Here is a 13,329-nt window from a genome sequence, read left to right as displayed (position 1 = left end):
GGAAACGTCTTCGGAGGCTCTCATGACCGGTTACCGGGTCAGTGACGTGATGACCAAGCAGGTCGTGTACCTGCCGGTGGAGACCACCCTGGACGAGGCGGCCAGGGTGATGAAGGAGGCAGACATCGGTGATGTGGTGGTCACCGACGGCGCCAGCCTCGCCGGCATGCTCACCGACCGGGACATCGTGGTGCGGGCCGTGGCGGAGAACAGCTCCCCTGCGGCCACCACCATCGGCTCGATAGTCACCCGCGAGGTCGTCATGATCGAGCAGCACTGCACGGCGGGTGAGGCGGCGGCGCTCATGCGGGATCGGGGCATCCGACGGGTGCTGGTCTGTGACAGTGACCGCAAGCTGGTGGGGATCGTCTCGCTCGGCGACCTGGCCATGCAGCTCGACCCCACCAGCGCGCTCAGCGAGATCAGCGAGCAGTCGCCCACCGTGTGACCGGGGCCGCCGCACGACGGCGGTAGCCTCGACGCATGGCTGACATGCCGGCCCGACTGGCCGAGATCGTCGACGAGTTCGCCGCCGCGCCGCGAGACCTGGTGCTGGAGCTGCTCCTGGAATACTCGGACGTGCTCCCGACGCTGCCGGAGGGCACCGCGGAGCGCGAGGGCATGGAGCAGGTGCCCGAGTGTCAGACGGCGTTCTTCCTGCGCGCCCGGGTGACCCCGGAAGGCACCGTGGAGACGCTCTTCGACTGCCCGCCGGAGGCGCCCACCACCCGGGCGTTCGCCGGGATCCTCGCCGAGGGGCTGGCGGGGGCGAGCGCCGAGCAGGTGCTGGCCGTGCCGGACGACCTCTACCAGCGAATGGGGCTGGCGCAGGCGATCAGCCCGCTGCGGATCCGCGGCGGCACGGCGATCCTGGGCCGCCTCAAGCGGCAGATCCGGGAACAACTCGCCTGACCGCGAGGTTGCCACCGATCATGGAGATCGAGATCTACGCGGACGTCATCTGCCCGTGGTGCTACATCGGCAAGCGCCGCCTGGATGAGGCCCTGGCCAGCTACGAGGGCGAGGTGACGGTCCGCTACCGACCGTTCCAGCTCGACCCGTCGCCGGTGCCGCAGCCTCTGCCACTGGTGCAGGCGCTGGCCGGCAAGTTCGGCGGCCCGGAGCGCGCCCGGCAGATGGTCGACCACGTGGCCCAGGTCGCGGCGGCCGACGGGCTGCGGCTCGACTACGACCGCGCGGTGATCGCCAACACCTTCGACGCGCACCGGCTGGTCTCCTGGGCTGCCGACCAGGGCAGGGCGGCCGAGATGGTGGAGGCGCTCTACCAGGCGCACTTCAACAACGGGGTCGACGTCGGCTCGCGGGAGGCGCTGGCCACCCTGGCCGGCGAGATCGGCCTGGACGCGGCCGACGCGCGCCGGTTCCTCGACTCCGACGAGCGCGTCGCCGACGTCGCCGCCGGCCTGGCCGCCGCCCGCGATCTGGGCATCACCAGCGTGCCGACCTTCGTGCTGGCCGGAAAGTACGCGGTCTCCGGCGCACAGGAGGTGCCGACGTTGCTCGCCGCGCTCACCGAGGTCGAGCAGCGCGAGTCGGCCGCCCACTCACACTGAGTCACCATTGGCCGGGCGTTCGGCATCGATGATCACGATGTTTCACGTGCAACAACATCGATGCCGATACCTGGTCAGACCAGCCTGGCCAGCCCTTCCACCACCTGGGCACCAGGCAGCGCGCCCAACGCCGGCCCCGGCAGCGCGATCTTGCTGTGCCGTACGCCGGACCCGACGATCACGTGCGGTGTGGCGATGACCCGGGCGTCCACCAGGATCGGCCACTGCGCCGGCAGCCCGATCGGGGTGATGCCGCCGTACTCCATGCCGGTCAACTCGACAGCGTCGGTCATCGGGGCGAAGCTCGCCTTGCGGACGTCCAACGCCCGGCGGGCCACACCGTTCACGTCGGCGCGCGTGGTGGCCAGGACGATGCAGGCCGCGTAGCGGACCACGCCCTCGCGCTTGCCCGCCACCACTACACAGTTTGCCGACACGTCCAACCCCACCTCGTACGCCGCACAGAACGCCGCGGTGTCGGCGAGGTCGGCGTCGATCGGCGCGACCAGTACGTCGTTGACGTCCACCGGAGCGTCGGCCGGCCACTGCGCGATGGCCTCCGCAACCGGTGGGGCGAGCAGATCCAGGCGGGCGCGGGCCGGTCCGGTCTTCAGCGTTCCCATCACGGGCTCGATCCTCGCATCCGCGACGCTGAACCGCCCGGCGGCTCCCCGACCGCCCGGCGACGCCACCGGCCCGGGCCGGATCGATCCGGCGCTCAACTGCCGGCGAGGAAAGCGTTGTCGCGCATGAAGGAGCGGTCGCGGGCAGCCGCCAACTCCTCCTCGCGCTGGGCCTTGGCCCGTTGCAGCTCCAAATCCTCGAACGCGTGCCGGACACCCAGCCGGATCACGCCGTAGAGGAAGACGAAGCCGAAGACGTAGAGGATCACAGTGATGACGACAGCGAACATGGCGTCACGGTAAGGCGAACGTGAACCGTTGTTGCTCTCATTTCCGGCCGGTTCCCCCGTACGTGTCGGCGGGTCACCTCGACCGGACCAGGTCCAACACGGTGAGCAGCGCGAAGAACGCGATCACGATCTCGTTGACGATCCAGGCGTGCCCCTCGGCCCACTCCCGCATGCGGATCAGCACCCGCGACGCCCTGCTCCCCAGCAGCAGCAACGCCAGCAGAGGCAGCGCGAGCAGAAACACGGTGAGCAGCACGAACGGCACCAGGTGCCACCACGGCAGGTCGTGTCGGGCCACACTTGCCCCGACGGTGGCCATGGTCAGGTCGTCGGTGGGCGTCGCCACGAAGAGCAGCGCACCCAGCCGCAGCGCCCGCGCCGGACCGGCGTGCTCGATGCTGCCCAGCCAGCGCGGCGGTCCGGAGCGGTCCCGGCGTACCCAGATCAGCACGGCCAGACACACCAGCAGGGCCAGCACCACCAGGTCGATGACGGGACCGCGATCGACCTTTCCGGCGACGGCGCTGGCGTCGGCGGCCACTCCGCCCACCAGGCGGGTGAACAACCAGGCCACCGTCACCCCGGCGGCGACCACCAGCCCCGCCCCGGCGAGGAAGCCCAGCGACGCCGCCCGGGGCCGGTCCGACGAGGCCAGGAAGACCGCCACCACCAACTGCGTCCCGGCGACCATGACCACGGCCAGCGGCAGGATGGTCAGGAGGTTCATCGCCCGCCATCCTTCCGGCACGAGCAGGTGGGACGCGGCCGAATCCGCGGATCACCCGGCCTGTCGCACGCCTGGGCCCACCACGACCCGGCCGGCAAGCAGCGCCCCGAGCAGCGCCAACCCCGCGGTCACCACGAGCGTCGTCGTGTAACTGGCCGGGCCCGGCGCACTTCCCGCTGCCAACACGGCCCCGGTCAGCGCGAGCACTGTCGCCGCGAAGAGAGAGTCGCTCAGTTGCAGTGACGAGCTGTTGCGGCCCTGCTCACCCGGCGCGGACAGCTCCAGGGTGAGCACCGACAACGACGGATAGAGCAGCCCCATGCCCAGACCGGCAACCGCCCAACCGAGCACGGCGACGGCCACCGGCAGCTCAGGCCGGACGGCCAGCGCCACAATGGCGGTGCCGACGGTGATGCAGCTCAACCCGGCGCGCGGCAGGCTGGCCCGCGACGCCGGCACCGGAATCCGGCCCTGCAACCACGAGCCCGCCGACCACGCCAGCGCGCCGACCGTGAGGACCAGCCCGGCCGCGGTCGGCGAGAGGCCCCGTTCCCGGGAGAGCATCAACGGGATGACCACCTCGGCGCCGACGAAGGCCGCCGACGCCAGACCACGCAGCCCCACCACGGTGGGCAACCCTCGCGCGGCCCGGAGGAACCCCGCCGGCAGCAGGCGCGGGGCACAGACCAACAGGCCGACCACGGCGAACGCGACAAGCACCACTGCGGTGGCGCCGCGCTGCTGTCCCCCGATGTGCAGCAGTGCGGCGCTCACCGCGGCCCCGCACGCCCAGCCGATCCGTGCCGCGGCACCCGTCGGCGGGCTCGTTGCCGCACTCCGGCCCAGGGACCGCAGGCCGGGATGGATCAGCAGCACCGCCGGCACGGCCACCGCCGGCACCGCCAGGAAGACCCACCGCCAGCCCAGGTACTGCACGATCAGGCCGGCAACAGCCGGCCCGACCAGCGACGGTACGACCCACGCCGCCGCGAAAGCCGCGAAGATCCGCCGATGCAGCTCCTGCGGGTACGCCTGCGCGACGATCACGTAGAGCGCCACCGAGAGCAGCCCGGAGCCGAAGCCCTGGACGACCCGCCCGATGACCAGCGCGCTCATCACGGGGGCGGTCCCGGCGATCAGCAACCCGACCACGAACCAGGCGACGCCGTGCCACATCGGCCCCCGAGGACCCCGGGCGTCGCACCAGATCCCGGAGACCACCATGGCCAGCACACCGGTGGCGAACGGGCCACCGAACGCGATCCCGTAGAGCGCCAGCCCGTCCAGGCTGCGCGCGACGGTCGGCATCGCCGTACCGACCGCCAACGCCTCGAACGCGAGGAGTGAGATCAACGCGACGCTGCCCACCGTCATCGCTCGCAGCCGGGGTGCGAAGAGTCCGGATGCGGCGGGTGCGGCGGTGACGGTTGTGCTCGGCATCGACCGAGCATGCGACTTCAACCAGGATTCATGTCAACCGTACGGTGACCCGGCTCTCGTCAGGCGTCCTGCAGCGCCTCCCCGACACCGCGCACCAGACCGGAAAAATGCTGGTCTGCCAGCAGGTGACCAGCGGTGATCACCACGGCGATCGGCCACTCGATGACCTGTAGCGCGGCGAGCACTCCGAGCCCGGCGTAGTAGACGACCTTGTCCGGCGGCGGCACCGCCACCTCACCCAGCATCGGCAGGTGCACCCGCCGGCTGTACATCGTGACGTTCTCCCGAGAACCGTTCAGATGTCGCGTCAGCGTGCTCATGCCGGCCTCCCCATGTCCGGTGATGGTCGTCGGATTCCACGGCCCACCCCGTCCATGCGCCGAGCGACGGCGGAAAATTCCGCCGCTCAGGGGGCATAACGGATGGCAGGTCGGGAAGCCAGGCCGCCGGACGTGAGTGCGGTGGGAGGACGACATGGCGAAGGTCAGGACGAGCGGCAACAGGGAGCCGGGCCGGCGCCCGTCCAGCCGTACGCCTCGATGACGGCGGCGGGTCGCGCTGCCGGCCGCATCCTGCCCTCCTTCGGCGTGCCGCACCTGGTCGGCGAGGCGTCCCGGTCGGTCAGCTCGGCCGCGACCCGGCTGGCCCGGACGGCCGGGCTGACGCGGCGTCGGGTCTGGTCCCGGCCGGGCCGACACCACATCGAGGTGCACGGTGTGTGTCAGGACGGCGGAAACCGGCTGGCCCGGCAGGTGGAGGGCGCGCTGGAGCGGATGCCCGGCGTGGTCTGGGCCCGGGTCAACGCACCCTCCGGTCGGGTGGTGGTCGCCGTCCAGGACCCCGAGCCGACGTTGCGCGACCTGATCGCCACGATCGACCGGATCGAGCGGACCTGCGACCACGAGCCCGACCCGGAGATCCCACCGCCGCACCCACCGGAGGAAGGGCCGCGCACCCCGCGCACTCTCGGCGCGCTCGCCTCGGACGCGCTGGGCCTGACCATCTCGGCGGCCACCCGGATCCTGCCGTTCGCGCCGCTGCCCGGTGAGGTGGCCGGCCTGCTCTCCGCAGTGGATCTTCAGCCGAAGCTGCACCAGTTCATCGGCAAGCGGCTGCGCTCCGACCCGCGCGCCGACGTCCTGTTTCCGCTGGCTGAGGCGGTGGTGCAGGGCTTGACCGGCCGCTGGACGGGGATCGTCCTGGACGGCGCGCAGCGGATCGTGCAGTGGGGTGAGGATCGGGCCCAACTCTCCGCCTGGGAGAAGGCCGAGCCGCGGCTGACCGGCGACGCGGAACGGGCCACCGCCCGCTGGCCGGTGGTCGAACGTCCGCGGCCGAAGCCGGACGGCCCGGTCGAGCGGTACATCAGCCGCATGCTCGCCGCGGGCACTGCCGCCGGTGCGGCGGCGGTGCCGTTCGCCGGGCCGAAGCGGGCCATCGCGCTGGGCCTGTCCGCGCTGCCGAAGGCACCGGGCAGCGGTCGCGAGGGGTACGCGGCCCAGCTCGGCCGGATGCTGGCCCGGCGTGGTGTGATCGCGATGGACCGGAGTGTGCTGCGCGAACTGGACCGGATCGACACGCTGGTGCTCGACGCCGCGGTGCTCGGCTCGGACCGGGGCGTACTGGCCGATCTGGCGCCGGCGCCCGACGCGGACGTCGACCAGGTGGCCGAGCGGGCCTTCGCGTTGTTCGACCCGGACGACCCGGCCGCTTCCCGTACGGCGGACGGCTGGCGGCTCGGGCCGCTGGACCGGATGCCTGCGAACGACCCGGACGCCATTCCGGACGCGGCCCGGCTGCGCTCCGCCGGCGGCCAACTCCTCGGCCTCGCCCACGGCGACCGGCTCGCCGCCCTGTTGCGGGTCGAGCCGGAACCCGCGCCCGGCGTCGACGGCCTCCCCGCCGCCGCCCGACATGCCGGCCTGCGGCTGGTCGTCGCCGGCGACGACGAGCAGCGCTACGGGTTCGCCGACGCGATACTCCCCGGCGGTGACCAGTTGGCCGAGTCGGTACGCGCGTTGCAGCGCGACGGCGCGGTGGTGATGCTGGTTTCGGCGGACCGGAAGGCCCTCGGCGCGTCCGACTGCGGCCTCGGGTTCGCCGCGCCGGAGGACCTGCCGCCGTGGGGGGCGCACCTGCTGGTCGGCGCCGACCTGCGGGTGGTGGCGCTGGTGATCGAGGCGACCGGGGTGGCCCGACACATGGCCCAGCAGAACATCCGGCTGGCCATGGCCGGTACCGGCCTCGGGGCGCTTGGCGCATTCACCGCCCCACCGGCCCAGCTGCCGCACCGGGCCCTCGTCGCGGTCAACGGTGCGGCCGGGCTGGCCTTCGCCAACGGGGTCTGGCAGGCACGCCGGTTGCACGACCAGTCGGACACCCCGGCGCCGGTGGCAACCGCCTGGCACCTGATGCCGGTCGGCACCGTGCTCGACCATCTGCGCTCCACCCCGGACGGTCTGGCCAGCGCCGAGGCGCAGCGCCGACGCCACGGTTCCGATGGCAACGGCGCCGCGCCCGGAAGTGGTGGGCTGCTGCGTGCCTTCGTGGACGAGTTGTCCAACCCGCTCACGCCGGTGCTGGCCGCCGGGGCGGTGCTCTCCGCGTCGTTCGGCTCGCTTGTCGACGCGGCGCTGGTGGGCAGCGTGGTCGGTGGGTCCGCCCTGATCGGGGCGGTGCACGAGCGCAACACGGAGAGGTCGCTGGCGGAGCTGCTGTCGCGGTCGGCGGTGACCGCCCGGGTCCGCCGGGACGGTGCCGAGCAGGTTCTCGCCGCCGAAGACCTGGTCCTCGGGGACGTCATCGCCCTCGAACCGGGCGACTCGGTGCCCGCCGACTGCCGGGTGCTCGAGTCGGTGGGCCTGGAGGCCGACGAGTCGTCGCTGACCGGTGAGTCGCTGCCGGTCGCCAAGTCCAACCGGCCGGTGGTCGCCGCCGCCATCGCCGACCGACACTCGATGCTCTACGAGGGCACCACCGTTGCGGCCGGGCACGGCACCGCCGTCGTCGTGGCGACCGGCAACGACACCGAGGCCGGGCGCAGCCTGGCACTGGTGCGGCAGGCACCCCCCACCAGTGGGGTGGAGGCTCGGCTCGGCTCGTTGACCAGCGCCGCCATCCCGTTGGCGGCCGGTTCGGCGGTGGCGGTGGCCGGCGCGGGCCTGCTTCGAGGCGTACCCCTGGCCGAAACGGCGGCGACCGCCGCGAACCTCGCCGTGGCGTCGGTGCCGGAGGGGCTGCCGTTCCTGGTCAGCGCGGCGCAACTGGCCGCGGCCCGGCGGCTGGCCGAGCACGGCGCGTTGGTGCGCAACCCGCGCACCATCGAGGCGCTCGGCCGGGTGGACGTGCTCTGCTTCGACAAGACCGGCACCCTCACCGAGGGCAAGCTGCTGCTCGCCGGGGTCGGCGACGGCGTCGGCGACCGGTACGCCCCGCTGGACCGGTTGGACGAACGGCTCCGGATGACGCTGGCCGCTGCGCTGCGGGCCACCCCCGCCGCGAAGAGCCCGGAGGAGTTGGCGTTGCAGACCGACCGGGCGGTCCGGCGGGGCGCCGGCGAGGCCGGGGTGGTGGAGCAGACCGGTGCCGCCGGTTGGCGGGCCGCCGGAGGGCTGCCGTTCGAACCGTCCCGCGGCTACCACGCGAGCATCGGGCAGACCGACGGTCACCTGCTGTTGAGCGTCAAGGGTGCTCCGGAGACGGTGCTGCCGCGCTGTTCGTCCCGACGCACCGACGGTCGTCAGGAGCCGCTGGACGACGCCGGCCGCGCGGAGCTGGAGCGGATGCTCGCCGACCGGGCCGGGGCGGGAAACCGGATCCTGGCCGTCGCGGAGTGCCCGGTGAACGACCCGAAGGTGACCGACTCCGACGTCCGAGGGCTGACCTTCGTGGGTTTCCTGGCCCTCGCGGACGGTGTCCGGAAGAGCGCCGCCCCGGCGGTACGCCGGATCCGGCAGGCCGGCGTGCACACCATCATGATCACTGGTGATCATCCGGCCACCGCCGAGGCGATCGCCGCCACCATCAGCGAGCACGACGAACAGCGGGTGGTCGCCGCCGCCGAACTCGACCAACTGGACGACGACGCGCTCGCCGAGCGGTTGGCCAACACGGACGTGGTGGCCCGCTGCACCCCGGCGCACAAGGTGCGGATCATCCAGGCGTTGCAGAAGTGCGGGCGGACCGTGGCGATGACCGGCGACGGTGCCAACGACGCACCGGCGATCCGGCTGGCCGACGTCGGCATCGCCCTCGGCCAACGGGGCACCCCGGCCGCCCGCGCCGCAGCCGACCTGGTGGTCACCGACGACCGGCTGGAAACCATCATCGCCACCCTCATCGAGGGACGGGCGATGTGGTCGTCGGTGCGGCACGCGCTGAGCATCCTGGTCGGCGGCAACCTCGGCGAGATCGCGTTCAGTGTGCTCACCGCCGCGGCGACCGGACGCTCCGCGCTCACCGGACGACAACTGCTGCTGGTCAACCTGCTCACCGACCTGGCGCCGGCGCTGGCCATCGCGGTCCGGCCACCCGCGTCGGACCGTACCGACGCGCTGCTCCGGGACGGCCCGGACACGGCGCTCGGCGAGAGCCTCACCAGGGAGATCGGGCTGCGGGCGGCGGCCACCACGCTGGGCGCCACAGCGGGCTGGACGTTGGCCCGCTACACCGGACGCCGGCAGCGGGCCGGCACTGTCGCCCTGGTCTCCCTGGTCGGCACCCAACTCGGGCAGACCATCCTGGCCGGCGGCACCAGCCCGGCCGTGCTGGCCTCCACGGCGGCGTCGCTGGGCGTGCTGGTCGTAGTGGTGCAGACCCCGGGGGTGAGCCAGTTCTTCGGCTGCACCCCGCTCGGGCCGGTGGGCTGGACCATCGGGGCCGGGTCGGCGCTCGGCGCGACCTTCGCCAACGGCGCGCTCACGAAGCTGATGGAACACCTCCCGGAGGCCCACCCCAGGGCCGCCGCTGGCTCCGAAGGTTGACTGGCGGCGTTCGCAGCAAAGTGCGTGATGTCCCTGAGTCATCGTGATGCCCCTGAGTCATCACGATGATCACAGCGAGATCGCCCCGGCCGGCGGCTTCCGCCGCTGTACCAGCAACTGACCTTCGACTGCGGCGAGATCACTCGGGGAAGGTGCTGGTGGGCCGGAGGTACCACCATGCGAACCACACCGCCACGATCGCCGGTGACCCGCTACCACTGAGTTTGCCCAGCTCACCAGCATCGCGCGGTGCCCGATGAACCCGACCCGACCGACCGAACCGCCGGTGCGGTTCGCCGATGCAGAAGAGATCAACCCGTTCCAACTCCTTCTCGATCTTCATGACCATGCCGTCGCTCGGGCGCCGGAGAATGGACTCGGTGGCGTCCTGGCGGAGTTGGCGTTGTCCGCTGCGATGGTGTCCCGGTGGAGTCGCTGGCAACCCTCGACGATCCACTCCGCTCTACGGGCGGGCGCGGACCTCACGGACATCGCGAATGCGACCGGTCTCGCCGCGAGCGACGTCGTCCGGCGGTGGCGGCGATGGGCCGATGTCCAGACGCGGCTGGACATCGGCGGACGTCCGTCCGTGGACCCCGCCGAGGTTCTGGCCATCGAGCGACGGCTCGGGCTGGAGGTGATTTGGTGACGCCAACCCGGCTTGCCCGAGACGTGAGCACGGTGGCGGTGGCCGGTATTGCTGCCTGGTCGTCGTGGAGTCACATGGTCGCCGTGGCGTTGAGGTTCGGGGAGCGTCCCGAGGTGGCGTATGTGCTGCCGCTGTCGGTCGACGGGATGCTGGTCGTCGCGTCGGCGGCAATGGTCGAGGACAAACGCGCCGGCCGGAGGGTGCGCTGGTCGGCCCGTACGGCTTTCGCGGTCGGGGTGGCGGCCAGCGTCGCGGCGAACATCGCCGCCGCCGAGCCCAGCCTCGGCGCGCGGATCGTGGCGGCGTGGCCAGCAGTGGCGCTGCTGCTGGTCGTGGAAATGCTGACCAGAGCGCAACCGGCCTCGGGCAACGACCTTCGAACGTCAGACACCGCCCAGCCGCTTGCCTGCGACGCTGCGTCTCCACCGCTGGAGTCTCATCCGTCGGACGTTGTGCCTGAGGCGAGCCAGGCGCAGCTGGCTGGGGCCGCCGACGGTCCGGCGACGAGTCAGGTACCGCCGCCTCTGCGTCGAACCGGGCGACGCAAGCGTATGACTGGACGCGCGGAGCGGACGGCAGATGTCGTCGCACGGCTGCAGGCCGAACGTCCCCAGGCCAGCGTTGCGGAGCTGGCTCTGGCCGCCGGCGTGTCCGAGCGTCATGTCCGGCGCCTCGCGGCGGTCAAGCCTGAGGACGCGGGGATGGCTCTTGAAGGTGTTGACAACCCGTGGAACGGCCTCTCCTAAAAATTTCTATTTGATCCATCTTGTGCTTTTCATCCATCAGACTTTCAGCTGAATCTTGCAAGATCAAGAAATTGAGGAGTTCGCAGAATCTGACAGGAGCCGGTTTATTAGTGCGGGAGAGTTCTCGTCGCTTCGGTGCTGCGGTCCCATCCGGGCGGGCGTTCAGTCCGGTTGACGGCGGGTTGCCAGAAGCGCAGCGGCGAGGCGCTCATCGTCGGGGTGATGTAGCGCGGCGGCCTGAAGCGCACTCCTGGCTTCGGCGAGCCGGTCCGCGAGTGCCTCGGCGAGTGTCAAGGCCGCAGTCACGAACTCGCGCATCACGGTGTCGCGGTGCGGTGCGAGCCACAGGTATCCGGCGTGGTCGGCGATCGGCCCGCGGTAGACGTCGGCTGCGCGCCGTAGAGCGGCGATGCGGGCGGCTGGCTCGGTGGCGGATTGCGCTGCGGTGATGACGTCCCGCATGGTCCACAGGTCGACGTCGAAGGCGTCGCACCGGCCAAGAAGGACCGCCGTGGCCCTGCGCAACACACAACCTCAAGTCGCGGCGTCCACAGAGCGGGGCCAAAGGCAGCACGACGCTCCAACGCTTCAGGTAATGATTCGGCTACGCACGGCTAGACGAGGCCGATCCCCAGCGATAGCCTGGCCGCGCTGAAACAGCAGCCCGAGATCTTCACCGGAGGCAACTGGATGGCGCGTAGGTCTCCCTCGCCGAACGAGTCGGAACGCTGGCAACGCCAACAGGCACGAGAACTCGAGCGGCAGCAGCACGCCACCGCAGCTGCGGCCAAGGCCGCTGATCGGGCAAAACGAGACCAGCACATCGCCGACCAGAAGCGCGAGACCGAACTGCGGACTACCCAAGTCGAGAACCGGGCACGGCAGCTGCAGGCGATCCTCACCTCTGGCCTACACCACACCGCTCGAATCGACCTGACCTCGCTTAAACGCCAGCCCTCGCAGCAGCCCTTCAACCCGGGCGACCTCGCCGCGGTTGCCGCCCAACCGGCCTGGGGGCAGTTCGAGCCGCCGCAACCCGGTATGGTCAGCCGGCTCCTCGGCGGGCAGAGCCGCTACCAGCAGCAGCTCGCCCAAGCCCGCGCCGCCCATCAGCAGGCCATGCAGGCATGGCAGGCCGCCGATGCCTACCGGCGGCGGCGGCTCGACGCGGCACGCAGCAATCATGACGAGCGGGTCCGGCAACATCTGGCGGAGGTTGAGGAGCACAACCGACACGTCGAGCAACTGATCACCAGCTACCGCGCCCGAGACCGAAAGACCGTCGAGTCGGTCCTCGGGCTCGCCCTCAACCAGGTACCCCTGCCAGAAGACTTCCCCCGGCGCGCGGAGATCACCTTCAGTCCCCATCAGGCGCAGATCGTCGTACGCATGCAGCTCCCCGGGCGCGACGCTGTACCCACCGTGCGTGGTTACAAGTACGTCCAGATCCGCGACGAGATCCAACCGGTCCCACGACCCACGAAGGAGACCAGCGAGCTGTACCGATCGCTCGTCGCCCAGGTAGCGCTCCTGACGTTGCACAACCTGTTCGAAGCGGATCCGCAGCTTGCCAGCATCGGGTTCAACGGCCACGTCGACGCGATCAACCCCGGAACCGGCCAGCGCGAATACCCCTGCCTGATCAGCCTCAACGTCGAACGTGAGTTGTTCGCCCAACTCGTCCTCGCCCAGGTCCGCCCCGAGGTGTGCCTGCGCCACCTCAACGCCCTCGTCTCGCCGCACCCGTACGAGCTGGAGCCGATCACTCCGATCCTGGACTTCGACCTGACCAAGTTCTCCTTCGTCGACGGCATGGATGCCGTCTCCACGCTCGACTCACGCCCCGACCTGATGAAGATGAGCCCCACCGAGTTCGAACACCTGGTCCGGCAGATCTTCGAGGCGATGGGCGTAGAAAGCTGGACCACCGAACAGAACTACGACGACGGAGTCGACGCCGTCGTCGTCAATCGCTCGGCTTTGCTCGGCCGGCTGAGCATCGTGCAGGCCAAACGCTACAAGGATGCCGTGGGCGTCAGCCACATCCGTGAACTCGCCGGCGCCATCGAAGAGAAGAAGGCCGGACACGGCATCCTCGTCACCACCTCATGGTTCACACCACGTTCGTGGCAGAAGGCCCGCGAACACGGGCGGATCGAACTCATCGACGGCAACCGCCTCACCTACCTGATCAAAGAGCACCTCGGCAAGGACGTACTGATCGGCATCAAGCGCCCTCGTACCGCGACCACCGGACCAGACGGTGCCAGCGCGGCAACCGCCAGTAGCTGAGACAGG

Annotated in this window: 12 protein-coding genes and 1 pseudogene; 7 read left to right on the top strand and 6 right to left on the bottom strand. The window is 71.0% G+C overall.

What is annotated here, in order from left to right:
- Window positions 1–22 precede the first annotated feature (22 nt).
- The 3 genes from ABZS40_RS24715 to ABZS40_RS24705 are packed head-to-tail and all read left to right on the top strand — an operon-like array spanning window position 23 to window position 1,574.
- Window positions 23–448: a CBS domain-containing protein gene (locus ABZS40_RS24715; protein ID WP_354945799.1), complete on the top strand. Its 426-nt coding sequence runs from the start codon at window positions 23–25 to the stop codon at window positions 446–448.
- A 35-nt stretch (window positions 449–483) separates the two neighbouring features.
- The gene (locus tag ABZS40_RS24710) at window positions 484–912 is read left to right on the top strand and encodes a SufE family protein (protein WP_354945798.1); all 429 of its coding nucleotides are present in this window, start codon (window positions 484–486) and stop codon (window positions 910–912) included.
- 20 nt (window positions 913–932) lie between these two features.
- Window positions 933–1,574: a DsbA family oxidoreductase gene (locus tag ABZS40_RS24705; RefSeq protein WP_354945797.1), complete on the top strand. Its 642-nt coding sequence runs from the start codon at window positions 933–935 to the stop codon at window positions 1,572–1,574.
- 74 nt (window positions 1,575–1,648) lie between these two features.
- On the opposite strand, the gene ABZS40_RS24700 is transcribed toward ABZS40_RS24705, so the two are convergent.
- From ABZS40_RS24700 to ABZS40_RS24680, 5 genes and pseudogenes are all read right to left on the bottom strand, one after another.
- Window positions 1,649–2,197, bottom strand: a complete 549-nt coding sequence (locus ABZS40_RS24700; RefSeq protein WP_354945796.1) for a YbaK/EbsC family protein — start codon at window positions 2,195–2,197, stop codon at window positions 1,649–1,651.
- Window positions 2,198–2,292: 95 nt separating this feature from the next.
- The gene (locus tag ABZS40_RS24695) at window positions 2,293–2,487 is read right to left on the bottom strand and encodes a hypothetical protein (RefSeq protein ID WP_354945795.1); all 195 of its coding nucleotides are present in this window, start codon (window positions 2,485–2,487) and stop codon (window positions 2,293–2,295) included.
- A 73-nt stretch (window positions 2,488–2,560) separates the two neighbouring features.
- On the bottom strand, window positions 2,561–3,214 hold the full coding sequence (locus ABZS40_RS24690; RefSeq protein WP_354945794.1) for a GAP family protein: 654 nt from the start codon (window positions 3,212–3,214) through the stop codon (window positions 2,561–2,563).
- A 51-nt stretch (window positions 3,215–3,265) separates the two neighbouring features.
- Window positions 3,266–4,654, bottom strand: coding sequence for an MFS transporter (locus ABZS40_RS24685; protein WP_354945793.1), 1,389 nt, complete (start codon window positions 4,652–4,654; stop codon window positions 3,266–3,268).
- A 59-nt stretch (window positions 4,655–4,713) separates the two neighbouring features.
- Window positions 4,714–5,030 (bottom strand): annotated as a pseudogene (locus ABZS40_RS24680) (hypothetical protein).
- Window positions 5,031–5,193: 163 nt separating this feature from the next.
- Here ABZS40_RS24680 and ABZS40_RS24675 point away from each other — a divergent pair.
- The 3 genes from ABZS40_RS24675 (at window position 5,194) to ABZS40_RS24665 (ending at window position 11,031) form a co-directional block, all read left to right on the top strand.
- Window positions 5,194–9,636 (top strand): HAD-IC family P-type ATPase, encoded by a 4,443-nt coding sequence (locus ABZS40_RS24675; protein WP_354945852.1) that lies wholly within the window; start codon window positions 5,194–5,196, stop codon window positions 9,634–9,636.
- A gap of 256 nt (window positions 9,637–9,892) precedes the next feature.
- Window positions 9,893–10,285: a hypothetical protein gene (locus tag ABZS40_RS24670; protein WP_354945792.1), complete on the top strand. Its 393-nt coding sequence runs from the start codon at window positions 9,893–9,895 to the stop codon at window positions 10,283–10,285.
- A complete protein-coding gene (locus ABZS40_RS24665; protein ID WP_354945791.1) occupies window positions 10,282–11,031 on the top strand; it encodes a DUF2637 domain-containing protein in 750 nt (249 codons plus the stop codon). The genes ABZS40_RS24670 and ABZS40_RS24665 overlap by 4 nt, the downstream gene beginning before the upstream one ends.
- 162 nt (window positions 11,032–11,193) lie before the next feature.
- Here ABZS40_RS24665 and ABZS40_RS24660 read toward each other — a convergent pair whose 3' ends face one another.
- The gene (locus ABZS40_RS24660) at window positions 11,194–11,559 is read right to left on the bottom strand and encodes a BTAD domain-containing putative transcriptional regulator (RefSeq protein WP_354945790.1); all 366 of its coding nucleotides are present in this window, start codon (window positions 11,557–11,559) and stop codon (window positions 11,194–11,196) included.
- Between the two features lie 162 nt (window positions 11,560–11,721).
- On the opposite strand from ABZS40_RS24660, the gene ABZS40_RS24655 reads away from it, so the two are divergent.
- Window positions 11,722–13,323: a restriction endonuclease gene (locus ABZS40_RS24655; protein WP_354945789.1), complete on the top strand. Its 1,602-nt coding sequence runs from the start codon at window positions 11,722–11,724 to the stop codon at window positions 13,321–13,323.
- Window positions 13,324–13,329: the final 6 nt, after the last annotated feature.

It is taken from the genome of Micromonospora sp. NPDC005324 (assembly GCF_040607155.1).
In the GTDB taxonomy this organism is placed as follows: domain Bacteria; phylum Actinomycetota; class Actinomycetes; order Mycobacteriales; family Micromonosporaceae; genus Micromonospora; species Micromonospora trifolii.
Note: the sequence above shows the minus strand (reverse complement) of the source record. Positions and strands in the feature narration are given on the sequence as shown.

Excerpts from the sequence above, each read along its gene's own strand:
- ABZS40_RS24695 (WP_354945795.1), bottom strand. The coding sequence starts at position 2,487 with ATGTTCGCTGTCGTCATCACTGTGATCCTCTACGTCTTCGGCTTCGTC.
- ABZS40_RS24670 (WP_354945792.1), top strand. The coding sequence starts at position 9,893 with ATGAACCCGACCCGACCGACCGAACCGCCGGTGCGGTTCGCCGATGCA.
- ABZS40_RS24675 (WP_354945852.1), top strand. The coding sequence starts at position 5,194 with ATGACGGCGGCGGGTCGCGCTGCCGGCCGCATCCTGCCCTCCTTCGGC.
- ABZS40_RS24710 (WP_354945798.1), top strand. The coding sequence starts at position 484 with ATGGCTGACATGCCGGCCCGACTGGCCGAGATCGTCGACGAGTTCGCC.
- ABZS40_RS24685 (WP_354945793.1), bottom strand. The coding sequence starts at position 4,654 with ATGCCGAGCACAACCGTCACCGCCGCACCCGCCGCATCCGGACTCTTC.
- ABZS40_RS24690 (WP_354945794.1), bottom strand. The coding sequence starts at position 3,214 with ATGAACCTCCTGACCATCCTGCCGCTGGCCGTGGTCATGGTCGCCGGG.
- ABZS40_RS24715 (WP_354945799.1), top strand. The coding sequence starts at position 23 with ATGACCGGTTACCGGGTCAGTGACGTGATGACCAAGCAGGTCGTGTAC.
- ABZS40_RS24655 (WP_354945789.1), top strand. The coding sequence starts at position 11,722 with ATGGCGCGTAGGTCTCCCTCGCCGAACGAGTCGGAACGCTGGCAACGC.
- ABZS40_RS24700 (WP_354945796.1), bottom strand. The coding sequence starts at position 2,197 with ATGGGAACGCTGAAGACCGGACCGGCCCGCGCCCGCCTGGATCTGCTC.
- ABZS40_RS24705 (WP_354945797.1), top strand. The coding sequence starts at position 933 with ATGGAGATCGAGATCTACGCGGACGTCATCTGCCCGTGGTGCTACATC.